Consider the following 24,025-nt stretch of genomic DNA (forward strand, 5'->3'; position numbering starts at 1 on the left):
CTCGTCACCCGGCCGCGGGAGGGGGGTCACAGGCTCAGGCCGACGCGCAGTCGGCGCATCCAGGCATCGACTTGGAGGATCATCTCGACGTCGGCCCGGCCGAACCATCCGCCGCGGTCGATGAGGCGCGGGTCGTCGGTGATCGCGGTGGCGCGGTCCACGTCGAGCAGCGGGCGGACCGGCGCCGAGGAGTCGTCGAGCAGGTCCCGCAGCCGGCCCAGGAGGAAGGACTTGTACCGCTCGTCGTAGGCGGCCGGGTAGGTCGACTTGATCCGGTTCAGCACCGAGGGCGGTACCAGGTCCCTGGCGATCTCCCGCAGCTGGCTCTTGGTCCGGCCCCCGACGAACTTCCACTCCGGAGGGACGTTGTACATGAAGGAGTAGAGGGAGTGGTCGGCGAAGGGGAAGCGCAGGTGGAGCCCCGCCGCGGTGCCGAGGCGCTCGGCGTGCAGCATGGTCTGCTCCAGCAGGCGTCCGGTGGTCAGGTGGTCCAGCTGCCGGACGGCCCGGCGGGCCGGTGAGTCCGTCGGGAGGGTCGGCACCTCGGCCAGAGCGGCCTGGAACACCCGGTCCAGGTAGCCGTCGACGTCGACGGAGCGCAGCAGTTCACCGCTGAACAGGCCGGTGCCGATGCCATACGGGACGCCGAAGCGGCGGGACTGGTCCAGCCAGGGGAAGGTGCGCAGTTCCTGCAGCGAGTCCAGGTCGCCGTACAGACCGCCGAACATGGTGTCGGCGGCCTCCCCGCACAGCGCCACCGGCACCCGTCCGGCCGCGTGCCGGCTGAGGAGGTAGGGCGTGACGTTCTTGTCGCCGAAGGGCGAGGGGTAGTCCTTGGCCGCGAGGACCTCCGCCAGGGTCACCGGATCGCAGACGTCCGCCACCTCGACGACGGCGTCGTGGTGTTCGCAGTCCCAGAAGCGGACGACGTCCTGGATGAAGGGCAGGTCCGGCACCTTCGCGGTGCGCTGGGCGAACGACACGGTGAAGGTCACGGGTCTGCGCTTCGTGCTGCCGGTCGCGAGCCCGGTCAGCAGGCTGGAGTCGAGGCCGCCGGACAGCAGGACCGCGGGCTCGTGCCCGGCGATGTCCCTGGCGACGGAGTCCCGCAGCAGTTCGTCGGCGCGGGCGATCGTCGCCTGCGGGTCCAGGACGTGTTCGCGGGCCTCCAGCGTCCAGTAACGGCGCGTCAGGGTGCCGTCCGCGGTGATGCGCACCAGGGAGGCCGGCGGTACCTCGTGTACGCCGCGCAGCGCGCTGTGCCCGGTGCGGCGCAGCTGGGTGACGACGGCGCACACGCCCTCGGGGTCGAGAACCGGGGAGACCAGCGGATGCCGGGCGAGGACGGCCAGGTCGGAGGCGAACAGCGCGCCGTCGGCGGTCGGGAACCAGCTCAGCGGCTTGACGCCCATCCGGTCGCGCCCGAGCAGCAGTTCGCCGCGGATCTCGTCCCAGATCGCGAAGGCGAACGCCCCGTCCAGCCGGGCGACCACCGAGGCGCCCCACCGCAGGTATCCGCGCGCGATCAGCTCGGAGGGCGACGGCGGCGACCCGGCGGCCGTCCCCGCGCTGCCGACGGCCGCCCAGAGCTCGGCGGCGTTCTTGAGGTATCCGTCGCAGACCGCGACCGCGACCGTCCGGCCGTTCTCCCGCGCCACGGCCGGCCGCCCGGAACCGGTCCAGGCCTGGTCGGTGCGCTGGATCAGGGCCGCGTGAGGTCCCGCCCAGCTGTCGGCGGAGCGGCGGCCCCGTACGGCGAGGTCGGACGACATCCGGGCCACCGCGGCGTGTTCCCCCGCCAGTTCCCGTGCGCGATCGACCCATCCTGCGATGCCTGACATCCGACGCCTCACCTCGGTCTCGACCGCCCCTGACGGGCGTCAGGCTAGGTTCGGCGCGTACCCGATCGGCCCCCATCCGGTTTCCGCCCACGACCGGGGGCGGGCCCGTGGAAGGAACGCGGACAGAATCGGCGGGGGCTACAAATCTCCCGTGCCGAACCGGCAGGCTGGGAGTCGGGGCGACGTGGATCGGACGTTGATCGCCCGCTGATCGCCGCCTGGCAGGATCGGCAACGACCAACAGCACTTCACACAAGGGGACTTCATGAACAGCCACGACACGCGTGCAGGACGCTCCCGGGTACGGACCGTGGTGGCCGGTGCCGCTCTGCTCGGTGTACTGCTCGGCAGCGCGGCCACGGCGGCCTCGACGGCGGGGCAGCACGGCAAGCAGCTCGACGTGGCGTGGAACAGCACGGGTTCCAACGTCGTCTCGCCCCGACAGTGACGGGGCTCTCCGGCGGTCGGCTGGACGCCTGAAGACTCGGTGGCCGGCTCAGGCGGACTGTCTGCACTCCGCCTGAGTCCCTCCCTCCAGCAGCGCGGCCGCCTCGGCCGCGTCGGGCAGGCCGAGCCGTGTGAACAGCGCGTGGGCCTGCTGCCAGCGGTCGCGTGCCTCCGGTCCGCGGCCCAGGTCCGCGAGGATCCGGCCCAGGACCATGAGGGCGTTGCCCTGGTCCCGTTCGGCGTCGATCTCCTCGCACTCCGCCAGTGCCCGCTCGGCGTGCGGGAGGGCCCGCGCCGGAGAGCCACCGGCGCGCAGGCTGTCGGCGAGGCGGTAGCGGGCGTGCGCCGCCCGGTAGCGCAGACCGGCCTTCCCGGCCAGGGCCAGGCACTGTTCCAGCCGGGTCACCGCGCCCGCGTAGTCGCCGAGCGCGTGCAGGGCGAGGCCCAGAACGTACATGGCGTACGCCCGGCCGGCGTCGTCCCGCTCGTCCGCCGTGCCGTCCAGCACCTGACGGCACATCCGCGCCGCCTCCGCGGCATCTCCGCCGCGCACCCTGGCCAACGCGGCGTTGACCGTGGTGGCGACCTCCCCGGCCCGGTGGCCGAGGCGGCGGGCGAGCGCGATGGCCTCCTCGAAGTGGCGGACCGCCTCGTCGTAGCGCGAGAGGTACTGCACGATGAGCCCCAGGTCGTTGAGCACCTGGCGCAGGATCACCGTGTCGCCGACCTCACGGCAGGCCGCCACGGCCGCCCGTGCCTGCGTCTCGGCGTCGCCGAGCCGGGTCGCCGCGAGCGCGACGGTACAGCGCAGGAAGCGTGCCCGGCCCTCCGCCCGGCGGTCCGCGCTCGCCACCGAGGCGTGGATCAACGCGTCGGCCGTCGAGGCGAGTTCGGCGTACCGGGCGTCGGCGTCGAACGGGCTGAGCGCGATCAGCAGATCGATGGCGTGCCGCAGCCGTGCCACGTCCCTCGGGGCGCCCGGTGCCGCGGTGCCGCTCGGGGTGCCCGGTGCCGCGGTGCTCCGCGCCACCGTCTCCGCCGCCACCTGGGCGGCGAGCACCCGCGCACCCTCCGCCTCGGCCCGGACCCACGCCTGCGCCTGCGCGACACCGCCGAAGGCGGGAACAGTCGCGGCCGGGGAGCCGAAGGCGTCCGCGATGGGGTCGCCGGGCACGGCCTGCTGGAAGGCCTGGCAGGCCGTCGCCAGCAGGAAGGCGAGCAGCCGGTCCCCGGCTACCGCCGCCTCCTCGGGCAGCTCGTGCGCCGACTTGCGCCGGGCGAAGGCGCGGAGCAGGTCGTGGTACTTGTACCTGCCGGGCACCGTCGACGCGAGCATGCGCGTGTCGACCAGGGATTCGAGGAGGTCCTCGGCCGTGGCCTCGTCCACGGCCAGGATCGACGCGGCGGCGGCCACCCCCAGGTCCGCGCAGTCCACGGCGGCGAGCAGCCGGAACGCCATCGCCTGCTGCGCCGTCAGCTGCCGGTAGCCGAGTTCGAAGACGGCTTCCACCGTCAGCTCGCCGATGCGGAGTTCGTCGATGCGGCGCCACTCCACCGCCAGCCGCTCGTTCAGGCTCGCTATCGACCACTGGGGCCGGGCGGCCAGCCGGGCGGCCACGATCCGTACCGCCAGCGGCAGGAAGCCGCACGCCTCGACCAGGCCGAGGGCCGCCGCCTGCTCCGCCCGCACCCGCTCGTCGCCGATGGCCCGGCCCAGCAGACGCACCGCCTCCGCGCTGTCGAAGACGTCGACGTCGGCCTGGACGCTCACCGGCAGTCCCGCCATCCGGGTGCGGCCGGTCACCAGCACACCGCAGCCGGCCGCGCCCGGCAGCAGCGGGCGCAACTGCCGGGCGTCGCGGACGTTGTCCAGCACGATGAGCAGCCGGCGTTCGTCGACCATCGACCGGAACAGGGCCGCACGGGCCTCCAGATCCTCCGGCAGGGACTCGGCGGTGACCCCCAGGGCGGCGAGAAAGGTGGCCAGCACGACATCGGGCGCGCTCGGCACGTCGTCGCCGCCGTGCAGGTCGGCGTGCAACTGCCCGTCCGGGAACGCCTCCCGCACCCGGTGGGCCACATGGAGTGCCAGCGCCGTCTTGCCGACACCGCCCATGCCGGCCAGCACCACCATCGCGGGGGTGCGGCGGCCGGGCTCGCACAGGGCCTCGCTGAGCACTGCCACGAGGGCCTCGCGCCCGATGAAGTCAGGTTCGCCTGGCGGGAGTTGAGCGGGTCGCGGCAGGGGGCGCGGCCCGGCCGGCTGCTCGGGCCCGGTGGCGTGCCGCGGGCCCTGCGGGTCGGGTGCGGGAGCCGGAGCGCCGTCCGCTGCCTCGTCCTGCGCACGGGCGGGATCCCACCAGGCGTTGCGCGCGGGCGACGACAGCAGCGCCGGGTCCCGCCGCAGGATGCGCCGGTGCAGCTCGGTCAGGTCGGGGCCCGGTTCGACGCCCAGTTCGTCGACGAGTACCTGGCGGGCGCGGCGGAAGACGTCGAGCGCGTCCGCCACCCGGCCCGCCTGGTAGAGCGCGCGCATCAGGAGCCCGTACGGCCGCTCGCGCAGGGGGTGTTCGGCAGTCAGCTCGGTCAGCTCCAGCACGCACTGGGCGGAGTGGCCGAGGTCCAGTTCGTAGGTCAGGCGCTGTTCGAGCAGGGCGATCCGCAGTTCGCCGAGGCGCCGGCGCTGGCGCTCGGCGAACGGGCCGGGTATGCCCGCCAGCGGCTCGCCCTGCCACAGGGCGAGCGCCTCACAGAGCAGCCGGCGCGCGTGTGCGGGCCGCCCCTCGGCGCCTGCCCGCTCCGCCTGCGCGGCGAGTTCCCCGGCGCACAGCGCGTCGATCGAGTCGTCCGGCACCGCGAGCCGGTAGCCGTCCCCGCAGGAGACCAGCACCTCGGGCGCCGCGGCGTCGGCCAGGATCTTCCGCCACCGCCAGGCGTAGGTGCGCACGGTGGACATCGCCCGGACCGGCGGCTCCGCGCCCCAGAGTGCCTCGGTCAGCTCGGCGCCGCCTGCGCTGCGCCCCGCCCTGAGCAGCAGTGCCACCAGCATGGCTTGCTGCTGCGGATACCCGACCGCCAACGCGGTGCCACTCCGGCGCACTTGCAGGGGACCAAGCACCGAAAAGCGGAGATCCGCCATATGCATGACTCTTTTCCTGTCGCGCTGTCCGTGTTCGGCTTGTCTGCTCGTAGGACAGGGTGTGCCGGCGCGGATCACGTGCCGGCGGACACCGTCTTCACCTTCATCCCCCGCTGCCCGGCAAAGAAGATGCACAATTCACCGAACTCGTTCACGGCGAAACCTTAATGGCTGCCGAACGCGGCACCTACTCCCCCGTTCCGGCGGGCACGGGTGTCCCGGCGCCGTCCGGGACGCCGTCGGCGTCCAGCTCACGCCAGACCGGGAAGACCAGCGGGAAGAGGGTGACGACCAGGTAGCAGCAGCCGAAGGCCGCGAGCACCGCGGTCAGCCCGATCCGGTCGAGCAGCAGACCCGCGTCCTGTCTGTCGCTGATCTCGGGGCCTGCGAGGCCGGGCGGGCACACACGCGAGCACTGGCCAAAAACCAATAAGGCGTCGATCAACGTCCTGTCTGGGCCCGCTCCGACGGCCGATCACCGACCGATCAACGGCACGGTGACCCGGACCTCGAGGCCGGCCCCACGTCAGGCCCTTCACGAGCAGGAGCCCGGCCCCGGACGGGGACGACCGGTCCCGTCCGGCACCGGCACGGGTGATCAACGGCTGATCATCGGCTGTCGGGAAGCGGCACGCGCCGGACTCCCGCCACGCACACCCGAACGCTCCCCGGAAACGGCCGAGGGCCGGATTCGAATCGATCGAACCCGGCCCTGAACTGCGACTCTCTCAAGTCGGGACGACAGGATTTGAACCTGCGACCCCTTGACCCCCAGTCAAGTGCGCTACCAAGCTGCGCCACGTCCCGATGCGCTGACTCGCGGTGGACCGCGTGATCGCGCGAACAGAACTTTACCGCACGCGCGGGGGTGCGCGGGAAGAGGGCCGGGGCGGGGGGAGAATCGGCGGTATGACGCATGCGGGTGGAGCCGGAGAGCGGGACCGGGACGCGGAGGGGCGGGCCCGCAGTGCGCGGCCGCGGGACGGGCTCGGGCGGCCGTTGGCGTACGGCGCGCAGGGGGTGCCGCGGCAGCCGGAGGGCGTCGTGCGGGCGCCGCGGGAGTCGGTCGCCGAGGCTCAGGCACTGCTCGACGCGGGCAGGCCGTTCCACGCGCACGAGGTGTTCGAGGACGCCTGGAAGTCGGGCCCCGAGGACGAGCGGCCGCTGTGGCGGGGGCTGGCCCAGCTCGCGGTGGGGCTCACGCACGCGGCCCGCGGCAACACGGTCGGCGGGGCGCGGCTGCTGCGGCGCGGGGCCGGCGCGGTCGAGGAGTGGGAGCGGGACCGCGGCGAGGACCGGCCGTACGGGATGGACCTCGCCGGGGTCGTCCGGTGGGCGCGGGAGCTGGCCGGGAGGGTGGAGGCGGGGGGCGGCCCCGTGGACGCCGTGGTGGAGGCGCCCCGGCTCGGGCTCTGACGGCCGCGCGGCGCCCCCGGAGCCGGTGGGAATGCGGTGGCGGATCCGTGTGCCGGTGCCGTGCGGTGGCCAACCGCCCGGAGGCGGTGGACGCGTTGTCAGTGGCGTACGGCAGACTCGGTGGCGTGCGAGAGATTCATGTCATCGGTATCGGCGCGGGCGACCCCGAGCAGCTGACCCTCCAGGCGGTGCGGGCGCTGCGCGGCACGGATGTGTTCTTCCTGCTCGACAAGGGCGAGGAGAAAAGCGATCTCACCCGGCTGCGCCGGGACATACTCGACGCGCATCTGCCCGAGGGGTCGTACCGGGTGGTCGAGGCCCGCGATCCGGAGCGGGACCGCACGGCGGGCGGATCGGCGTACTCACCGGCCGTCGGGGACTGGCGCAGCGCCCGCGCCGGTATCTACGAGCGGCTGATCGCCGAGGAGTTGGGTCCCGAGGAGACCGGCGCGTTCCTGGTGTGGGGCGATCCCGCGCTGTACGACAGCACGCTCGGGATCCTTCAGGAGGTGCTGGAGCGGGGCTCGGTCGTGTTCGCGTACGACGTGGTGCCCGGTGTCAGCAGTGTCTCCGCGCTGGTCGCCCGCCATCGCACCGGTCTGAACCGGGTCGCCCGGCCGGTGCAGATCACCACGGGGCGGCGGCTCGCCGAGGGCTTCCCGGAGGGGGTGGACGACGTGGTGGTGATGCTCGACGCCCACCAGGCCTTCCGGCGGTACGCGGACGAGGACATCGACATCTACTGGGGCGCCTACATAGGCACCCCGGACGAGATCCTCGTCTCCGGTCCGCTCGCCGAGGCCGGCCCGGAGATCGAGCGGGTGCGGGCCCGGGCGCGGGAGCGCAAGGGGTGGATCATGGACACGTATCTGCTGCGCCGCAACCCCGACCGGCGGTAGCCGGGTCCAGCCACCGCAGCACGGCCGTCACGTCGGGTACGGCGGTCACCCCTGCGGGCAGCGCCGGGCGGCGTACGACCACCACGGGCAGCCCGAGTTCCCTGGCGGCCGTGAGTTTCGCCGCCGTGGCCTCGCCCCCGCTGTCCTTGGTGACCAGCACGTCGATGCGGTGCACGCGCAGCAGTTCCCGCTCGCCGGCGAGGGTGAACGGGCCGCGGGCGAGCAGGACTTCGGTGTGCGGCGGCAGCGGCGGGCCCGGCCGTTCCACCGAGCGGACCAGGAAGTGCCGGTCGGCCAGGTGGGCGAAGGCGGCCAGGCCCAGGCGCCCGGTGGTGAGGAAGACCCGGCCGCCCGGTCCGGGCAGCGCGTCCGCGGCCGCCTCCAGGGACGGGACGTCGTACCAGCGGTCGCCCGGTGCGGGACGCCAGCCGGGGCGGCGCAGCACGACCGCCGGGACCCCGGTGGCCGCCGCCGCGCGGGCCGCGTGGGCGGTGATCGAGGCGGCGAACGGATGCGTGGCGTCCACGACCGCGTCCACCCGGTGCGCCCGCAGCCACTGGGCCAGTCCCTCGGCTCCGCCGAAGCCCCCGGTCCGCATCTCCCCCGGCACCGCGTCCGGCCGGGCCGTGCGCCCGGCCAGGGAGGTGGTCACCCGGATCCCGGCGGGGTGCGCGACCAGCGCGGCGGCGAGACGGCGGGCCTCGGCGGTACCGCCGAGGACGAGGACGTGCCGGGGCACCGGCGGGCGCGGGGCCGGGCCGGGCCCCGAGGACGGCGAGGACCGCGGTGGCCGGGCGGGCTGCGGAGACATGGGACGAGCCTACGAGGTGGCCCTAGCCCACGAGGAGTTGGATGCCGCCCAGTACCGTCGCCGCGATCACCAGCCGTTCGAAGAGGCGCTGGTTGATCCGGTGTACGGCCCAGCGGCCGAGCAGCGCGCCGGGGACGACGAACAGGACGAGCGCGGCGTCGAGGAGCAGGGAGCGGCTGTCGATCAGGCCGAGGGCGGCGCTGAAGGGGACCTTGGAGACGTTGACGATGAGGAAGAAGAAGGCCGAGGTGCCGAGGAAGCCCAGCTTCCGGAAGCCGGCGGAGAGGAGGTACAGGGACATCACGGGGCCGCCCGCGTTGGCGACCATCGTGGTGAACCCGCCGAGCACGCCGTAGGAGCGGGCCTTCAGGCGGCCTGCGCGGGTCGTCACCGCGTCCGGCGCGGCGTCGTCCGCGCCCGTGCTCTCGCTGCGCCGGCGCCACAGGGTGAGGCCGGTCATCAGCAGCAGGATCGCGCCGATCGAGGTCCGTACGACGCCGTCGTCGGCCCACATCAGGAACAGGGTGCCGATCACCACGCCGACCGCGACGGCCGGGAACAGCCGCCACAGGGTGGGCCAGTGGGCGTGCCGCCGGTAGGTGAGGACGGCCAGCACATCACCGGCGATCAGGAGGGGCAGCAGGATGCCGGTGGAGGCGCGGGCGGGCAGGATCGCCGCGAACACGGCGAGGCTGATGGTGTTGGCGCCGCTCACCGCGGTCTTGGAGAAGCCCACCAGGAGGGCCGCGAGGGCGAGGGCGGCGAACTCCCAGCCGGATATGTGCCAGTGCGTCATCATGTTCATGCGGAGGCCGATGCTATGCATGAGCACCGGCCCCGCACAAAGCCCTCGGGCCGTCAGCCCGCGAACCGCGTGCGCAGTTCCCGCTTGAGCACCTTCATGCTCGGGCCGAGCGGCAGCTCCTCGGTGAACTCCACGCGCCGCGGGTACTTGTGGCGGCCCAGGTGCTCCTTGGACCACTCGATGACGGCGGCCGGGTCGGGGGCGCCGCCGGGTGCCGGGACGGCGATCGCGCAGATCTCCTCGCCGTGCAGCTCGTCGGGCAGGCCGATGACGGCGACCTGGGCGATGCCGGGGTGCCGTACCAGGACCTCCTCGACCTCGCGCGGATAGACGTTGTAGCCGCCGCGGATGATGACGTCCTTCTTGCGGTCGACGATCTTCAGGAAGCCCTGCTCGTCCTTGGTGCCGAGGTCGCCGGTGCGGAACCAGCCGTCGACCAGGACCTCGGCGGTGGCCTCCGGGCGGCCGAGGTAGCCGGAGAAGACGTTGTGGCCGCGGATGACGACCTCGCCCAGTTCGCCGGGCGGCAGGAGTTCGATCCGGCCCTCCACGTCGGCGCGCGCGATCTCCGCGTCGACGCCCCACAGCGGGTGGCCGATGGTGCCGGCCTTGGTGCCGAAGACGGGCTGGTTGACGGTGGCGGTCGGCGAGGTCTCCGACAGGCCGTACCCCTCGTAGATCCGCGCGCCGAACGCGGCCTCGAACCGTTCCAGGACGGCGACGGGCAGCGAGGCGCCGCCGGAGATGCACACCCGCAGCTCGGGCAGCGTGCCGGCGTCCGCGGCGGCCGCCGCGAGCGCGACGAACATGGTGGGCACGCCGTGGAAGGTGTTGACCTTCTCCTTCGCCATCAGCGCGATCGCGCGGGCCGCGTCGAAGCGGGGCAGCAGTACGAGCGTGGCGCCCGCCCGCCAGGTGGCGTTGAGCGAGACGGTCTGCCCGAAGGCGTGGAAGAGGGGCAGCGCGCCCAGGGCGATGTCGTCGGGGCGGACGTCGTTGGCGTCGAAGGCGCTGACCGTCGCGTTCATCACCAGGTTGAAGTGGCTGAGCACGGCGCCCTTGGGGATGCCGGTGGTGCCGCTGGTGTAGAGGATCACGGCCGGGTCGTCGGCGGCCCGTGTGACGTACGCCGGCAGCGGCTCGGCCGCGGCGGCGAGGGCGTCGAACTCCGCGCCCAGGGTGACCGCCCGGACGCCGAGGGCGTCGGCGGCGGCCCGGCCGGCCGGGGCCTGCGCCGGGTGGACGAGGAGCAGCGTGGCGCCGCTGTCCTTGAGCACGTGCTCGATCTCGGTCGGCGAGAGCAGCAGATGGACGGGGACGACGACACCGCCGGCCGCGGCGATGGCGTAGTAGGCGAGCGGGAACTCCGTGGTGTTCGGGGCCATGAGGGCGACCCGGTCGCCGGGGCGTACGCCGAGGCCGGTGAGCGCGCCCGCCCCGGCCAGCGCCGCCTGCCATGCCTCGCCGAAGCTCAGCCGCCGCTCCCCTTCCACGAGTGCGGTGTGGGCCGGGCGGCGCCTGGCGTTCTCGGCCAGGATGGCGGCGACGGACAGAGTTGCCATGGGGTGCGGCTCCGTTTCCTTGCTGCGGCCCGGCGCGCCGGGCCGCTCGTACGATCGTCCTTCGGCGGGAATCCCCCGTGGCAAGGGGGCCGCCCGCGTCGGATGGCTGTCAGGGCCGTCGGACGGTGGTCAGTCCCTCTCGACCAGCACCGCGCTGCCCTGGCCCACGCCCACGCACATGGTGGCGAGTCCGCGTTCGGCGCCGGTGCGGCGCATGCGGTGCAGCAGGGTGGTCAGGATGCGGGCGCCCGAGGAGCCGAGGGGGTGGCCGAGGGCGAGGGCGCCCCCGGTGGGGTTGACCAGCTCGGGGTCGATGCCGAGCTGGTCGACGCAGGCGAGGACCTGGGCGGCGAACGCCTCGTTCAGCTCGGCCTCCTGGAGGTCGCCGACGAGCCAGCCGGCCCGCGCGAGGACCTTGCGGGTGGCGGGCACCGGCCCGATGCCCATGACGTCGGGGTGGACGCCCGCGGAGGCACCGGCGACATACCGGCCGAGTGACTCCAATCCCAGTTCGCCGAGGGCTTCCTCGCTGACCAGGAGCAGGCCGGCGGCGCCGTCGTTCATCGGCGAGGTGTTGCCCGCGGTGACCGTGCCGCCCGCGCGGTAGACCGGCTTGAGGCGGGCCAGCTTCTCCAGGGAGGTGTCCTCGCGGATGCACTCGTCCTGCTCGACCACGATGCCGTCGGGGCGTTCGACGGGCAGGATCTCGTCGGCGAAGAGGCCGTTCTTGCGGGCGGCGGCGGCGAGTTGGTGGCTGCGCAGGGCGAACGCGTCCTGCCGCTCACGGGAGATGCCGTACCGGGTGGCGACCTCCTCGGCGGTCTCGCCCATCGCGAGCACCCCGTGCAGGTCCTTCATCGCGGGGTTGGTCAGGCGCCAGCCGAGCCGGGTGTCGGCGGTCTCCATGCGGTGCGGCAGGGCCTCGTCGGGGCGGGGCAGCACGAAGGGGGCGCGGCTCATGGACTCGGAGCCGCCGGCGATCACGATGTCGGCCTCGCCCGCGGCGATGGTGCGGGCGGCCGTGGTGACGGCTTCGAGGCCGGAGGCGCACAGCCGGTTGACGGTGGCGCCGGGCACGGACTCGGGCAGGCCCGCGAGCAGGACGGCCATCCGGGCGACGTTGCGGTTGTCCTCGCCGGCCTGGTTGGCGGCGCCCCAGTAGACGTCGTCGATCCGGGCGGGGTCGAGCGTGGGCACGTCGGCGACCAGCCGGCGGATCACGGCCGCCGCCAGGTCGTCGGGCCGGACGGGCGAGAGGGCGCCGCGCAGCTTGCCGATGGGGGTACGGCGGGCTGCCGCGAAGTGGACGGGACGCACGGCTTCGACTCCTGACCTACGACGGTGTGGATCAGCGGACCGGAACAGCACTTAATTAGCACTGCTAGTTTTGGACTATAGACCCGGAGGCGGGCCACTGGGAAGATCCTCCCGGACCGTACCGAGGCAGTTGGAGGAGAGATGCCCCACGTTCGCGCGCACGTCGTCGACGGCACCCGCGGCGAACTCGCCGTCCGCGCCTGGCCGCATCCCGCCCCCCGCTTCCTCGCCCTGCTGGTGCACGGGTACGGCGAGCACGCGGGCCGGTACGACGGACTCGCCGCCGTCCTCACCGGCCAGGGCGCCGCCGTGTACGCGCCCGACCATATGGGGCACGGCCGGTCGGCCGGGGAGCGGGTGCTGATCGAGGACTTCGAGGACGTGGTCGCCGATGTGCACCACGTGGCCCGGCTCGCCCGCGCGGCGCATCCGGGGCTGCCGCTGGTCCTGGTGGGCCACTCGATGGGCGGGCTGATCGCGGCCCGCTACGCCCAGCTGCACCGCACGGAGCCGGCGGCGCTGATCCTGTCCGGGCCGGTGATCGGCGACTGGGAACTGCCGGGGCGGCTGCTGGCGCTGCCGGAGATCCCGGACACCCCGATCAGTCCGGGCGCGCTCTCCCGCGATCCGGCGGTGGGCGCCGCGTACGCCGCCGATCCGCTGGTCTGGCACGGACCGATGAAACGGCCGACCCTCCAGGCCTTCGTCCGGGCCCTGGACGCCGTGGCCGGGGGCGGTGACGTGGGCGGGCTGCCGGTGCTGTGGCTGCACGGCGACGACGACCGGTTGGTGCCGCTGTCCGGGAGCCGGCCCGGCGTCGAACGGCTCGCCGGCGGCGCGCTCACCGAGCGGATCTTCCCCGGCGCGCGGCACGAGGTGTTCCACGAGACGGTGAAGGACGAGGCGTTCGCGGAGGTGACGCGGTTCTTGGACCGGGTGCTGGAGCGCTGAGGCCAGGCGCCTGTCAAGACCCGGCGCCAAGGCGCTGAGCAGGGCTGTTTGCGTCCCCCCGGCGCGGGGCACCCGCCTTTTCGGACGAGATCAAGCTCCATGGAAGGGGACGCACGCACCATGACCGTGGTGAAAAGCACGCTGCCGGAGAAGGCACTCAAGATCACGGCGACCGCGCTCCAGGACACCCTGGTGGACCTGCTGGGCCTGTCGCTGATCGGCAAGCAGGCGCACTGGAACATCGTCGGCCCCCGGTTCCGCTCGATCCACCTTCAGCTGGACGAGGTGGTGGCGACCGCCCGTGCCCACTCCGACACGGTCGCCGAGCGTGCCGCCGCGCTGGGCGTGTCGCCGGACGGACGGCCCGAGACGATCGCCGCGACTCTCGCGCTGCCCGGCGCCAAGGACGGCTGGCTGAAGGACACCGACGTGGTCGAGCTGATGGTCTCCGCCCTGGAGACGGCCATCGTGCGGCTGCGCGAGCGGATCGCGGCCACCGACGAGCCGGACCCGGTGACGCAGGACCTGCTGATCGCGATCACCGCCGATCTGGAGAAGGAGCGGTGGATGTTCGCGGCGGAGAACCAGTCGCACTGACACCCGTGCCAGGGATCCGAGGAAAACTCCGAGGAGACTCCGAGGGAAAGGAGAGCCTGATGGCCGACGCCCTGGAGACCGAGGCGCTGTGGGAGGACTTCCACCGCGTGGTGAACATGACTTCGGCGGAGCTGGCGGCCTGGCTCAGGGTCCGCGACGCCGAGGAGAGCACGGAGCCGCTGCCCGACGAGGCGGGTACCGCCACCGGCCGGCACGTTCTCGCGATCCTCCAGAAGCGCCGCACCGATCTCACCGACGACGACGTCCGCGTGATGTACAAGGTCGTCGACACCGTCGGTGACCTGGTGGACATGGAGAACGAGCCGGAGCCCGAGACGGCGCCGGAGGACACCCGGCGGCGGCACCGGCTGATGACGCTGGGCCACGATCCGCTCAAGCCCTGACGCCCACCGCGGCGAGGAGTGGCGGCATGAACCGGGACGAACGCGTCGTACGGGAGCTGGTGTCCGCGCACGGGCGGACGTACGCCGAGGAGGCGGGCATCAAGCTCGCGGACACGCCGCAGCCGCTGTACCGGCTGCTGGTGCTGTCGTTGCTGCTCAGCGCCCGGATCCGGGCCTCGGTGGCGGTGGCCGCCGCCCGTGCCCTGCACGAGGACCGGCTGGACAGTCCGCGTCGGATGGCCGACGCGGACTGGCAGCGCCGGGTCGACGCGCTGGGCAGGGGCGGCTACCGGCGCTACGACGAGCGGACCGCCACCCAGCTCGGCGACGGCGCCGAGCTGCTGGCCGAGCGCTGGGGCGGTGACCTGCGGCGGTTGCGCGAGGAGGCGCACGGCGACACGGGGAAGCTGAAGCGGCTGCTCCAGGAGGAGCCGGGGATCGGCCCGGCCGGCGCCGACATCTTCCTGCGCGAGGCACAGCGCGTGTGGCCGGAGGTCGGCCCGTATCTGGACGGCAAGGCGCTGGACGGCGCGGACCGGCTCGGTCTTCCGAAGGACCCCCAAAAGCTGACGAAACTGGCCGGCGACACCGAACCGGCCGTACTGGCCGCCGCGTTGGTGCGGGCGGCGCTCGACAAGGACGTGGCCGAGGACTGCCTCCGGCGCGCCGCCTGACCGTGCCGCGCGGGGACCACGGCCGGGTTGCTGCGGGTGCCACCGCCGGTGTCGCCGCCGACGTCCATCGCCCGCACCGGCCGTCATCCGGCGAACCGGCCCCGCGCGTCCGGGACTTACAGGCCGAGCACCCGGCTGATGGTCCGCAGGACGCCGTTCTCGTTGTTGGACGGGGCCAGGTGGCGGGCGCGCGCCACCACGGCCGGGTGGGCGTTGGCCATGGCGAAGGACCAGTCGGCCGCGTCCAGCATCTCCAGGTCGTTGAGGTAGTCGCCGAAGACCATGGTCTGGGCGGGGGTGATGCCCAGGGTCCGCTGGAGGGCGCGCAGCGCGGTGCCCTTGTTGGCAGCGGGGGCCATGACGTCGACCCAGTGTTCCCCGGAGACCACCACCTGGTGGGTGGCGGCGAAGGGGGCGAGCGCGGGGGCGGCGGACCCTTCGGCGGAGTGGAAGTCGTAGACGGCGACCTTGACGAAGTCGTCGTCCACCGCGGTGACGTCGTCGACGACGCGGTGCTCGACGTAGTAGCGGCGCACCTCAGCGAGGAACGCCTCGTCGCTCCGCTCCACGTAGGCCGCGCGCTTGCCGCAGACCACGGCGCCCGCGTCGCCGCCGGCCGCGTTGAGCCGTCGTACCGCCCCGGCGACCCCCGTCGCGGCCGTGCGCTCCAGCGGGACGGAGCCGAGTTCGGCACCGTCGCGGACCACATAGGCGCCGTTCTCGGCGATGAAGACCATACCCTCGGCGACATCCGCGAACTGCCGCGCCAGCGTGGCGTACTGACGGCCGCTCGCGGGGCTGAACAGCACCCCCCGCCCGCGCAGTTCGGCGAGCATCGGCCACAGACCCGACGGGATCCGCTTGTCGTCGTCCAGCAGGGTGCCGTCCATGTCGGTGACGATCAGCCGGATGTCCGCGGGACCGGCCGGGAGGCCCGGTATGTCGAGGAGGGGCGTGGGTATGGCGGACATGTCCTGCTTCCGGCCGGGGTCAGGGTACCCGTCCAGTGTCCCTCATGGGCCGGAACGTCCCCGAACCGCCCCGAACCGCCGACCGCGCGCGGTTCACGGGACAGCGCGATCGGCCGGCGGCACAATGACGGCGGGCACCCGCACGGGAGAGGGGCAGACGACGTGACCGAACGTGACGCTGTGACCACCGGAGCGCGGCTGGACACGTCCGTGGCACACAACGCGCGGGTGTGGAACTACTGGATCGGCGGCCGCGACAACTACGAGGTCGACCAGCGGGTCGGCGAGCGGGTCGCCGGGATGTTCCCGGTGATCCGGCAGGTGGCCCGCGCGGACCGGGGGTTCCTCGCGCGCGCGGTGCGCCACCTCGCCGCCGGACAGGGCGTCCGGCAGTTCCTGGACGTGGGCACCGGCCTGCCGACCGTGGAGAACACCCACGAGATCGCCCAGCGCATCGCCCCCGAGTCACGGGTCGTGTACGTGGACAACGACCCGATCGTGCTGGTGCACGCCCGCGCGCTGCTGACCAGCTCTCCCGAGGGCGTCACGGACTACGTGGACGCCGATGTGCACGACCCGGACGCCATCCTGCGGCGCGCCGCCGACACGCTCGACCTGGAGCGGCCGGTCGCCCTGATGATGCTGGGCATCCTCAACTTCGTGCTGGACACCGGGGAGGCCCTCGGCATCGTGCGGCGGCTCATGGGCGCGCTGCCCGCCGGCAGCCATCTGGTGCTCACCCATCCCACCACCGACCCCGAGGTGGGCGGCGCGGGCAACGCCGCCGCGATGGAGTTCTGGAACGCCCACGCCACCCCGCCGATCACCGCCCGCAGCCGCGCCGAGATCGCCTCCTTCCTCGACGGCGTCGACGGCCTCGAAGTGGTGGAGCCGGGCCTGGTGCCCTGCTCCCAGTGGCGCGCCGGACCGGACGCCGCCCCGGTCCCGCAGCTCGGCGCGGTCGCGGTGAAGCGCTGACCCCGCCGGAGCGGTTCCCCCCGCCCGGGGCCTCCGCCTGAACCGCCCTCCCCCACCGCGCCCCGCCCGCAAAGGACATGTATGACCACTCTCGCCGACCCCGTGCCCGGCGGCCGTCCGGCCGATCTGCGCCGGGTCGCCGCGCTGACCACCACGCTGGCCGCGCAGGACGTGCGCGGCATCGTGCTGGCGTATGTGGACACCGCGGGCGTCACCCGCGTGAAGACCGTCCCCACGGCCCGGCTGGAGGCCGCCGTCTCCTGGGGCGTGGGAATGTCCCCGGTCTTCGACACCTTCCTGGCCGACGACTCGATCGTCAGCACCGATGTCCTCGGCTCCCCCGACGGGGACCTCAGGCTCTACCCCGATCTGGACCAGCTGGTGGCGCTGGCCGGGCAGCCCGGCTGGGCATGGGCGCCGGTGGACCGGATCACGCAGGAGGGCGAGCGGCACCCCGGCTGCGCCCGCACCTTCCTGCGCCGCATGGTCACCGAGGCGGCCGAGCGGCACGGGCTGGCCTTCAAGGCGGCGTTCGAGATCGAGTGGGCGCTCGGGCTCGGCTCGGCGCCCGCCGGGGAGTTCGTGCCGGCGGTGTCCGGACCGGCGTACGGCGCGATCCGCCAGGTGGAGCTGGGCGACTACCTCGCCGATCTGCTGGGCGCGCTGGACGCCCAGGACGTGGACGTCGACCAGGTCCATCCCGAGTACGCGGCCGGGCAGTTCGAGCTGTCGGCGGGCGCCCTGGACCCGGTGGCGGCGGCCGACCGCAGCGTGCTGGTGCGCCAGACGATCCGGGCGGTGGCCCTGCGGCACGGCCTGCGGGTGTCGTTCTCCCCCGCGGTCCTCGCCGGGAGCGTCGGCAACGGCGGCCATGTGCACCTGTCCTGCTGGCGCGACGGCGTCAACCTGCACGCGGGCGGCGCGGGCCGCTACGGCCTGACGCCCGGCGCGGAGTCCTTCGCGGCCGGGATCCTGGCCCGGCTGCCCGCGCTGACCGCGATCAACGCGCCCAGCCCGGCCAGCTATCTGCGGCTGCGGCCCGCCCAGTGGGCGGGCGTCTTCACCGCGTGGGGCCACGAGACCCGTGAGGCGGCGCTGCGGCTGGTCACCGGCAGCGCGGGCCGGCAGCGGCAGGAGGCCAACCTGGAGGTGAAACCCGTCGATCTGGCCGCCAACCCGTACCTGGTGCTCGGCTGTCTGATCGCCGCGGGACTCGACGGGCTCGCGGCCGGGCGCCCGCTGCCCGCGGAGATCACCGGCGACCCGGCACGCTTCGGCGCGGACGAGGCGGCGAGGCTCGGCGTACGACGGCTGCCGGCCAGGCTGCCGGAAGCGGTGGCGGAGTTCCGCGCGGACGAGGTGCTGCGGGCCGCGCTCGGCCCGGTCCTCGCGGACGCGGTGAGCGCCGTACGGCTCGGGGAGGCGGCCGCCGCCGAGGGGCTGGACGACGCGCGGGTGGCGGCGGCCTACCGCTGGGCGTACTGACCATGGCGTCCGCCGGTCCCGTCCACGAGGCGCTGGCCGCACTGGAGTTGGTGGACCACCACTGCCACGGCGCGGCGACGGCCGACCTGTCCTTCGGGGAGTTCGAGTCGCTGCTCACCGAGGGCGAGGCATGGCCCGGTGTCTCGCCCTTCGACAGCCCGGTGGGCATCGCCGTACGACGCCATTGCGCGCCCCTGCTGGACCTGCCCCGGCACGCGCCGCCGGAGGCGTACGCGGCCCGGCGCGCGGAGCTGGGGTGGCGGGAGGTGAACCGGCGGTTCCTGGCGGCGGCCGGTGTCGGGGTGTTCTGCGTGGACACCGGGTACTCCCCCCGACCGCTCACCTCCCCCGCCGAGTTGGCCGCGGCGTCCGGTGCCGCCGCCTGCGAGGTCGTACGCCTGGAGCGGATCGCCGAGGAGGTGGCCGCGCGGGGCGTGGAGGCGGACGAGTACACGGCCGTCCTCCGCGCGGCCGCCGAGGAGGCGGTGCGGCGGCCGGGGGTGGTGGCGGTGAAGTCGGTGGCCGCCTACCGCACCGGGTTCGCCCTCGACCCGCGGCGGCCCGCGGACGCCGAGGTGACCGCGGCCGCGCAGCGCTGGCTCGCCGCCGGGGGCCGGCTGGCGGACCCGGTCCTGGTACGGCAACTGCTGTGGCTGGCCGTCGACTTGGGGCTACCGCTCCAGCTGCACACCGGTTTCGGGGACGCGGACGTACGGCTGCACCGGGCGGACCCCGCGCTGCTCACCGACTGGCTGCACCGCGTCGCCGGCACCATCCCCGTGCTGCTGCTGCACTGCTGGCCCTACCACCGCCAGGCCGCCTATCTGGCGGCGGTGTTCGAGCGGGTGTACCTGGACGTGGGGCTCGCCCTGCACCACACCGGTCCCACACGGGCGCGGACGGTGCTGGCGGAGGCTCTGGAGATCACCCCGTTCCGCAAACTGCTGTACAGCTCCGACGCCTGCGGCGTGGCGGAGTTCCACCACCTGGGCGCCCTGTGCTTCCGCCGGGGCCTCGCCGAGCTGCTGCACGAGCGCGTGGAGGCCGATGAGCTGTCCCTGTCCGACGCCCTGCGGATCGCATCCTGGACGGGCCGCGACAACGCCCGCCGGCTCTATGGACCGCCCGTATCCGAACCGGCCCGCGACCCCCGCGGCCGCCCCACCCGGAAAGTATGATCAAGCAATGTCTGACATGACCGAGACCACGCCCGGCTGGCTGACCACGGACGAGCTGGAGATGGCCAGGGCCCGGATGCCGATCCTGTACGTGGAGGCCGTGCCCGTGCGGGTCGACGACAGCGGCGAAGTCACCAGTATCGGACTGCTGTTGCGCATCGGCCCGGACGGCACGGTCAGCCGGACCCTGGTCTCCGGACGGGTGCTGCACCACGAGCGGGTCCGCGACGCGCTGCTGCGCCATCTGGAGAAGGACCTCGGCCCGGTGGCCCTGCCCCGGATCCCGGCCTCGCTCCAGCCCTTCACCGTGGCCGAGTACTTCCCGACGGCGGGCATCACCCCGTACCACGACCCGCGCCAGCACGCGGTGTCCCTCGCCTACGTGGTCCCGGTCACCGGCGACTGCCGGCCCCGCCAGGACGCCCTGGACCTGGAGTGGTTCAGCCCCCAGGAGGCGGCCTCGGAGGTGCTGCAGAGCGAGATGCCGGGCGGCCACGGCGCGCTGCTGAAGCAGGCGCTGGCCCATGTGGGCCTGGTGTACTGAGCCCGGATTCGGTAAGACGCGGACAACAACCGCACGAGAAGCCGCAAAAACAATGGCAAAGGAGGCTGGGGGCGGGTCCGTCGCGCATGCGAGGGTGCGAGGCATGAGCACAGAGCACGTCCTCGATCACCGGCCCGATGGCCGCATGCACGCGCGCCTGCGGGAGGGCGCGAGCAAGGTGCCGGAGGTCACCGTCTACTTCTGGATCATCAAGGTCCTCACCACCGGCATGGGCGAGACCGCCTCCGACCTGCTGGCCAAGGTGCTGGGCCCGATCCCCGCGGTCGGTCTCGGCGGCCTCGCGTTCGCCGCCGCGATCGCGCTCCAGTTCGCCGTGCGCCGGTACGTGGCGTGGATCTACTGGACGGCCATCGTCATGGTCAGCGTGTTCGGCACCATGGCCGCGGACGTGCTCCATGTGGGCCTCGGCGTGCCGTACACCCTGTCCACCCCGCTCTTTCTCGTCGCCCTCGCGGCCGTGTTCGCGCTCTGGTACGCCAGTGAGCGCACCCTGTCGATCCACACCGTGCGCACCCGCCGCCGGGAGGTCTTCTACTGGGCGGCCGTGCTCGCCACCTTCGCCCTGGGCACCGCGGCGGGCGACCTGAGCGCGAGCATCGGCCTCGGATACCTGGGCTCGGCCGTCCTGTTCGCGGTGGCCATCGCGGTCCCGGCCCTCGCCCACCGCGGCGGCGTCCTCGGCGCGGTGACCGCCTTCTGGGCGGCGTACGTCATCACGCGCCCGCTCGGCGCCTCCCTCGCGGACTGGATGGCCCTTCCGACCGGGCGCGGCGGCCTCGACTGGGGACTGGGCCCGGTCACGCTGTCGTGGACCGTGGCCATCGTCGCGTTCGTGGCGTTCCTCGCGGTGTCGCGGCGGGACAGCCGGGCCGCCGCCTGACGGTCGCCGGGACCGCTTGCGCCGGCACGCCGGCGATATGGCCACCGGCGGCAGGGCAGTTGAGGGAAGACCACTCGTGCGGAGGGCCCCGCGGAACGTGTTCCGCGGGGCCCTTTGGTCATGTCATACGATCCGGATCAGCCCATCGCTCCCGGACGGAAGCGCCGGTACAGGGCCGCGCCGCCGACCAGCGAGGCGGCGCCCGCGAAGGCGGCCGTGAGGGTGCCGTCGGCGCCGGTGTGGGCGAGGGTGCCGGCCGGCTGGTGCACCGCCGCGGACGGCTCCGGGACGGTGTGCGCGGGCGGTACGTGCGGGTGGGCCGGGGGCGCGGTGTGCGTCGGCGGGGTGACCCGCGGGGGCGTCACCGGCCGCGTGGCGTGGGTGCTCGACGTGTTCTCGGCGTGGTTGCCGAAGACGGGGTTGAGGAGCCCCACCACGTTGACGCTGTCGCCGCTGATGTTCACCGGCAGATCGACCGGCAGCTGGATGCCGTTGCCGGACACGGCGCCCGGCGAACCCTTCTCCGCCGAGGCGGCCGCGGCCCCGCCCCCGTTGGCGGCGCCGCCCCTGGTGGTGCCGCCGCCGCCCGTGTTGGCGCAGCTGTTGCCCATCGCGGGGTTGAGGAGCCCCACCACGTCCACCGTGTCCCCGCACAGGTTCACCGGGACGTGTACCGGCAGCTGGATCCCGTTGCCGGAGATCAGCCCCGGTGAGCCGACCGCGGCACCGTCCGCCGTGGAGTCGGCGTACACCGGCCCCGCCACAGCGATCGCGCCCGAGGCGGCCGCGAGGGCGATCACACCGTTTCGGGTAACCCGTTTCATAGGTTCCCTGCCTTCCAGACTTGATCGCGGGCACTCGCCCGCGCGGAGGTAAACGCGGGGAAAAACAGGTGGGTTATGGCTTGTCAATCATTCGGCCGGTATATGCCACGATCGCCGCTCTCCGGGGTGTTCGGCTGTTGATATCACGAGGGCGCCGATAGGATCGCCATGTGATCGAACTGGCGGAAATGATCAGGGAGTTGGGCCAGGAGCTGAACACCGCCCTGACCGAAGGACCGGCCGGGGCCGTGCGGTTGGAGCTCGGGACCGTCGAGATCGAGGCGGACGTCGTGGTGAGCCGCCGGGGCGGAGCGGGCGGCAAGGTGCGGTTCTGGGTGGTGGAGGCCGGTGCCGAGGGGCAGTCGGAGTCCTCGCGCACCCAGCGGATCCGCCTCACGCTGCACCCGAAACTCGTCGCCCCGGACGGAACACACGTGAAGGTGCTGATCTCGGGGGAGGAAGAAGCGGGAGAGCGCTGACACGCAGCGCCGAGGCGGGCGGCCCCCGCGCGGTCCCGACACCCTGACGGGGCGGGACGGGTGGCCGTACGCTGGTCGGCACCGCCGGTGGGAGAGAACCGGCGGCAGGTGACGATCGGAGGTCACGGGGGTGGAAGGGCGGAACCCCGCGCGGGTTCGCAACGAATTGGTGGCCGGCGTCGTCGACGTGCTCCAGGCATCGGCCACCCTGCGGCACCCGGCCAGTGCCGACCTGCTGGTGACCATGCTGAGCCAGGAACTGGGCACACCCGTCGAGCCGTTGCAGAACAGGACGCTGCGCCCGTATCTGCTCCAGCTCGTGGAGGTGTGCGCGCGGGTCCCCGACGGGCTGCCCTGTCTGGTGCGCTGCCTCGGCTATGTGGAGGAGCAGTCCGTCACCGTGCTGGCGCTGCGCCGTCTGGTGGACGAGTGGGAGGCGGTCGACTTCTTCGACGGCGCCGATCTGCACCCGCTCCGCCCGGACCTGACGGAACTGCGCTCCGCGGCCGCGCTCGCGGCGATGGCGCGCCGCGCGAGCCGCTCCCGCACCCAGGAGCTGCCGCCCTGGTGCGACACGGGCTGGGCGGTGTTCTTACGCCTGGCCGGCGGCAACTCGGCGGCGCGTGAACTGCCCGTCAGCATGGCGTTCCTGTCGCTGGCCGCGGACCAACTGGCCGAGGACGGGCTGCGGGAGGCCGCCGAGCGGCTGCGCCGCTGGAACCGCAGGCAGGCCCGCGTCTGGGGCTTCGAGGACCAGATGGCCGAGTGGCAGCGCGACAGCATCACCGATCAGCCGGCCTCGCTCATGCCCGCCTATCTGATGATCCAGTTCGAGCCGGACGGGGTCGATCCCGACCGGTACTACCTTTCGCACTGGCGCCAGTCGGACGCGGAGAGCTGGCACCCGGTGCCGGGCGAGACGCTGCATCTGCACCGCGACGATCTGCCGGCCGAGGTGGACACGCTCATCGAGCAGACCGAGGAACGCTGGTCGGACCTGCGGCAACCCGTCGTACTCGAATTCATCCTTCCGTGGGAACTGCTGGGGGAACCTGTCGAGTGGTGGCACAAGGAGGCGGCCTCCGGCTCGCCCACTCCCCTGGTGATGGACTACACGGTCCTGATCCGCAGCTTCGAACGGCTGCGCAAGGCGGCCTGGCACCGGACCTGGCACAACAAGTGGCGCCAGTTCAAGGAGCGTCCGGCGGAGACGCACTCGTACTGGAACCGCCCCGGCCACTCGCACTTCCATCTGGAGCGGGAGCTCAAGGAGGACGAGCAGGCCGTCTGCCTGGTGCTCAGCGAGCCGCCGGGCACGGACTCCGCCACCAGCCGCCAGGAGTATCTGGCGGGGCTGAGGGCGGGTGTTCCGGCCATGATCTGGCACCGCGGCGACTGCTCGGATCCCGCCTTCAAGGAGGCGGTGGCCGAGATCGTGCAGGACCGGGGGCTGGCCGGGTTGCTGGAGCGGACCGGACGTTGGCGCAAGGAGGCACTGGCCATGGGGCCGGAGGGGTGGGACAACCATGTGGGGCGCCATCTGGCGATCCTGCTCGACGATCCGGAACGCAAGCCCGAGCCGCCGGGGCCGGCGCACGTGCCGGTGAAGCCGTGAGGCGGCCGGCCGGGTCCCCGTGTCCACCGACCGACCGCGCGTTGTGAGTGGGGTGCCCGACATGCACCAGCGTGATTCCACCGGCCCGCGTCCGTTCCGGGTCCGCCGCCCTGCCTCCGCCGTGCTGCGGCGTACACCGTCCGCGTGCTTCCGTGCGTCCTTGCTTCGGGGGTGCCCACGCTGCGAG

General features: G+C 73.4%; 23 protein-coding genes and 1 tRNA gene. 14 read left to right on the top strand and 10 right to left on the bottom strand.

Annotation, left to right across the window (positions count from 1 at the left end; all coding sequences use genetic code 11):
• Window positions 1-26 precede the first annotated feature (26 nt).
• Window positions 27-1,841 carry an asparagine synthetase B family protein gene (locus ACZ7EC_RS03830; protein ID WP_471057399.1) on the bottom strand — a complete coding sequence of 605 codons (1,815 nt, stop codon included), beginning with the start codon at window positions 1,839-1,841 and terminating at the stop codon, window positions 27-29.
• A 265-nt stretch (window positions 1,842-2,106) separates the two neighbouring features.
• Here ACZ7EC_RS03830 and ACZ7EC_RS03835 point away from each other — a divergent pair, with 265 nt between their 5' ends.
• On the top strand, window positions 2,107-2,289 hold the full coding sequence (locus tag ACZ7EC_RS03835; protein ID WP_471057402.1) for a hypothetical protein: 183 nt from the start codon (window positions 2,107-2,109) through the stop codon (window positions 2,287-2,289).
• A 48-nt stretch (window positions 2,290-2,337) separates the two neighbouring features.
• Here the strand turns inward: ACZ7EC_RS03835 and ACZ7EC_RS03840 are convergent, their stop codons facing one another.
• The 3 genes from ACZ7EC_RS03840 to ACZ7EC_RS03850 all read right to left on the bottom strand — a co-directional run bounded on the left by ACZ7EC_RS03840 (window position 2,338) and on the right by ACZ7EC_RS03850 (window position 6,234).
• Window positions 2,338-5,337, bottom strand: coding sequence for an AfsR/SARP family transcriptional regulator (locus tag ACZ7EC_RS03840; protein ID WP_471057405.1), 3,000 nt, complete (start codon window positions 5,335-5,337; stop codon window positions 2,338-2,340).
• Between the two features lie 277 nt (window positions 5,338-5,614).
• On the bottom strand, window positions 5,615-5,833 hold the full coding sequence (locus tag ACZ7EC_RS03845; protein WP_471057408.1) for a hypothetical protein: 219 nt from the start codon (window positions 5,831-5,833) through the stop codon (window positions 5,615-5,617).
• Between the two features lie 327 nt (window positions 5,834-6,160).
• Window positions 6,161-6,234: transfer RNA gene (locus ACZ7EC_RS03850), tRNA-Pro, on the bottom strand.
• A 102-nt stretch (window positions 6,235-6,336) separates the two neighbouring features.
• Between ACZ7EC_RS03850 and ACZ7EC_RS03855 the strand changes: the two genes are divergently transcribed.
• Together ACZ7EC_RS03855 and cobF are read left to right on the top strand one after the other, a co-directional pair.
• Window positions 6,337-6,843: a DUF309 domain-containing protein gene (locus ACZ7EC_RS03855; protein WP_471057411.1), complete on the top strand. Its 507-nt coding sequence runs from the start codon at window positions 6,337-6,339 to the stop codon at window positions 6,841-6,843.
• A 125-nt stretch (window positions 6,844-6,968) separates the two neighbouring features.
• Window positions 6,969-7,742 carry a precorrin-6A synthase (deacetylating) gene (cobF, locus tag ACZ7EC_RS03860; protein WP_471057414.1) on the top strand — a complete coding sequence of 258 codons (774 nt, stop codon included), beginning with the start codon at window positions 6,969-6,971 and terminating at the stop codon, window positions 7,740-7,742.
• On the opposite strand, the gene ACZ7EC_RS03865 is transcribed toward cobF, so the two are convergent.
• The 4 genes from ACZ7EC_RS03865 to ACZ7EC_RS03880 form a co-directional block, all read right to left on the bottom strand.
• Window positions 7,699-8,481 carry a cobalt-precorrin-6A reductase gene (locus ACZ7EC_RS03865; protein WP_471057855.1) on the bottom strand — a complete coding sequence of 261 codons (783 nt, stop codon included), beginning with the start codon at window positions 8,479-8,481 and terminating at the stop codon, window positions 7,699-7,701. The two genes, cobF and ACZ7EC_RS03865, sit on opposite strands and share 44 nt — an antisense overlap.
• Before the next feature lie 94 nt (window positions 8,482-8,575).
• Window positions 8,576-9,358, bottom strand: a complete 783-nt coding sequence (locus ACZ7EC_RS03870) for a sulfite exporter TauE/SafE family protein (protein ID WP_471057418.1) — start codon at window positions 9,356-9,358, stop codon at window positions 8,576-8,578.
• Between the two features lie 53 nt (window positions 9,359-9,411).
• Window positions 9,412-10,920 carry a long-chain-fatty-acid--CoA ligase gene (locus ACZ7EC_RS03875; RefSeq protein ID WP_471057421.1) on the bottom strand — a complete coding sequence of 503 codons (1,509 nt, stop codon included), beginning with the start codon at window positions 10,918-10,920 and terminating at the stop codon, window positions 9,412-9,414.
• Window positions 10,921-11,049: 129 nt separating this feature from the next.
• Window positions 11,050-12,237: a thiolase family protein gene (locus ACZ7EC_RS03880; protein ID WP_471057424.1), complete on the bottom strand. Its 1,188-nt coding sequence runs from the start codon at window positions 12,235-12,237 to the stop codon at window positions 11,050-11,052.
• A gap of 141 nt (window positions 12,238-12,378) precedes the next feature.
• Here ACZ7EC_RS03880 and ACZ7EC_RS03885 point away from each other — a divergent pair, with 141 nt between their 5' ends.
• From ACZ7EC_RS03885 to ACZ7EC_RS03900, 4 genes are all read left to right on the top strand, one after another.
• Window positions 12,379-13,188, top strand: a complete 810-nt coding sequence (locus ACZ7EC_RS03885) for an alpha/beta hydrolase (protein ID WP_471057427.1) — start codon at window positions 12,379-12,381, stop codon at window positions 13,186-13,188.
• A 120-nt stretch (window positions 13,189-13,308) separates the two neighbouring features.
• The gene (locus tag ACZ7EC_RS03890; protein ID WP_471057858.1) at window positions 13,309-13,785 is read left to right on the top strand and encodes a Dps family protein; all 477 of its coding nucleotides are present in this window, start codon (window positions 13,309-13,311) and stop codon (window positions 13,783-13,785) included.
• A gap of 59 nt (window positions 13,786-13,844) precedes the next feature.
• Window positions 13,845-14,189 (top strand): DUF3140 domain-containing protein, encoded by a 345-nt coding sequence (locus ACZ7EC_RS03895; protein WP_471057430.1) that lies wholly within the window; start codon window positions 13,845-13,847, stop codon window positions 14,187-14,189.
• 26 nt (window positions 14,190-14,215) lie between these two features.
• Entirely contained in the window at window positions 14,216-14,863 is a 648-nt protein-coding gene (locus tag ACZ7EC_RS03900) for an endonuclease (RefSeq protein WP_471057432.1), read from the top strand.
• 116 nt (window positions 14,864-14,979) lie between these two features.
• Here ACZ7EC_RS03900 and ACZ7EC_RS03905 read toward each other — a convergent pair whose 3' ends face one another.
• Window positions 14,980-15,834 (bottom strand): Cof-type HAD-IIB family hydrolase, encoded by an 855-nt coding sequence (locus tag ACZ7EC_RS03905; RefSeq protein WP_471057435.1) that lies wholly within the window; start codon window positions 15,832-15,834, stop codon window positions 14,980-14,982.
• Between the two features lie 180 nt (window positions 15,835-16,014).
• Here ACZ7EC_RS03905 and ACZ7EC_RS03910 point away from each other — a divergent pair, with 180 nt between their 5' ends.
• The 5 genes from ACZ7EC_RS03910 (at window position 16,015) to ACZ7EC_RS03930 (ending at window position 20,920) form a co-directional block, all read left to right on the top strand.
• Window positions 16,015-16,812, top strand: coding sequence for an SAM-dependent methyltransferase (locus ACZ7EC_RS03910; protein ID WP_471057438.1), 798 nt, complete (start codon window positions 16,015-16,017; stop codon window positions 16,810-16,812).
• An 81-nt stretch (window positions 16,813-16,893) separates the two neighbouring features.
• The gene (locus tag ACZ7EC_RS03915; RefSeq protein ID WP_471057441.1) at window positions 16,894-18,297 is read left to right on the top strand and encodes a type I glutamate--ammonia ligase; all 1,404 of its coding nucleotides are present in this window, start codon (window positions 16,894-16,896) and stop codon (window positions 18,295-18,297) included.
• A gap of 2 nt (window positions 18,298-18,299) precedes the next feature.
• Complete coding sequence (locus ACZ7EC_RS03920; protein ID WP_471057444.1) at window positions 18,300-19,475, top strand: amidohydrolase family protein; 1,176 nt, start codon at window positions 18,300-18,302, stop codon at window positions 19,473-19,475.
• A gap of 16 nt (window positions 19,476-19,491) precedes the next feature.
• Window positions 19,492-20,019 (top strand): NUDIX hydrolase family protein, encoded by a 528-nt coding sequence (locus ACZ7EC_RS03925; protein ID WP_471057862.1) that lies wholly within the window; start codon window positions 19,492-19,494, stop codon window positions 20,017-20,019.
• Window positions 20,020-20,122: 103 nt separating this feature from the next.
• On the top strand, window positions 20,123-20,920 hold the full coding sequence (locus ACZ7EC_RS03930; protein WP_471057447.1) for a COG4705 family protein: 798 nt from the start codon (window positions 20,123-20,125) through the stop codon (window positions 20,918-20,920).
• A gap of 137 nt (window positions 20,921-21,057) precedes the next feature.
• On the opposite strand, the gene ACZ7EC_RS03935 is transcribed toward ACZ7EC_RS03930, so the two are convergent.
• Complete coding sequence (locus ACZ7EC_RS03935; protein WP_471057450.1) at window positions 21,058-21,720, bottom strand: chaplin; 663 nt, start codon at window positions 21,718-21,720, stop codon at window positions 21,058-21,060.
• A 194-nt stretch (window positions 21,721-21,914) separates the two neighbouring features.
• Between ACZ7EC_RS03935 and ACZ7EC_RS03940 the strand changes: the two genes are divergently transcribed.
• Window positions 21,915-22,223 (top strand): trypco2 family protein, encoded by a 309-nt coding sequence (locus tag ACZ7EC_RS03940; protein WP_471057453.1) that lies wholly within the window; start codon window positions 21,915-21,917, stop codon window positions 22,221-22,223.
• A 130-nt stretch (window positions 22,224-22,353) separates the two neighbouring features.
• Complete coding sequence (locus tag ACZ7EC_RS03945) at window positions 22,354-23,838, top strand: VMAP-C domain-containing protein (RefSeq protein ID WP_471057456.1); 1,485 nt, start codon at window positions 22,354-22,356, stop codon at window positions 23,836-23,838.
• Window positions 23,839-24,025 lie beyond the last annotated feature (187 nt).

The sequence above is a fragment of the Streptomyces sp. NPDC037203 genome, assembly GCF_055605065.1.

Excerpts from the sequence above, each read along its gene's own strand:
- ACZ7EC_RS03830 (WP_471057399.1), bottom strand. The coding sequence starts at position 1,841 with ATGTCAGGCATCGCAGGATGGGTCGATCGCGCACGGGAACTGGCGGGG.
- ACZ7EC_RS03835 (WP_471057402.1), top strand. The coding sequence starts at position 2,107 with ATGAACAGCCACGACACGCGTGCAGGACGCTCCCGGGTACGGACCGTG.
- ACZ7EC_RS03840 (WP_471057405.1), bottom strand. The coding sequence starts at position 5,337 with ATGCTGGTGGCACTGCTGCTCAGGGCGGGGCGCAGCGCAGGCGGCGCC.
- ACZ7EC_RS03855 (WP_471057411.1), top strand. The coding sequence starts at position 6,337 with ATGACGCATGCGGGTGGAGCCGGAGAGCGGGACCGGGACGCGGAGGGG.
- ACZ7EC_RS03870 (WP_471057418.1), bottom strand. The coding sequence starts at position 9,358 with ATGAACATGATGACGCACTGGCACATATCCGGCTGGGAGTTCGCCGCC.
- ACZ7EC_RS03875 (WP_471057421.1), bottom strand. The coding sequence starts at position 10,920 with ATGGCAACTCTGTCCGTCGCCGCCATCCTGGCCGAGAACGCCAGGCGC.
- ACZ7EC_RS03885 (WP_471057427.1), top strand. The coding sequence starts at position 12,379 with ATGCCCCACGTTCGCGCGCACGTCGTCGACGGCACCCGCGGCGAACTC.
- ACZ7EC_RS03890 (WP_471057858.1), top strand. The coding sequence starts at position 13,309 with ATGACCGTGGTGAAAAGCACGCTGCCGGAGAAGGCACTCAAGATCACG.
- ACZ7EC_RS03895 (WP_471057430.1), top strand. The coding sequence starts at position 13,845 with ATGGCCGACGCCCTGGAGACCGAGGCGCTGTGGGAGGACTTCCACCGC.
- ACZ7EC_RS03900 (WP_471057432.1), top strand. The coding sequence starts at position 14,216 with ATGAACCGGGACGAACGCGTCGTACGGGAGCTGGTGTCCGCGCACGGG.
- ACZ7EC_RS03905 (WP_471057435.1), bottom strand. The coding sequence starts at position 15,834 with ATGTCCGCCATACCCACGCCCCTCCTCGACATACCGGGCCTCCCGGCC.
- ACZ7EC_RS03915 (WP_471057441.1), top strand. The coding sequence starts at position 16,894 with ATGACCACTCTCGCCGACCCCGTGCCCGGCGGCCGTCCGGCCGATCTG.
- ACZ7EC_RS03920 (WP_471057444.1), top strand. The coding sequence starts at position 18,300 with ATGGCGTCCGCCGGTCCCGTCCACGAGGCGCTGGCCGCACTGGAGTTG.
- ACZ7EC_RS03925 (WP_471057862.1), top strand. The coding sequence starts at position 19,492 with ATGACCGAGACCACGCCCGGCTGGCTGACCACGGACGAGCTGGAGATG.
- ACZ7EC_RS03930 (WP_471057447.1), top strand. The coding sequence starts at position 20,123 with ATGAGCACAGAGCACGTCCTCGATCACCGGCCCGATGGCCGCATGCAC.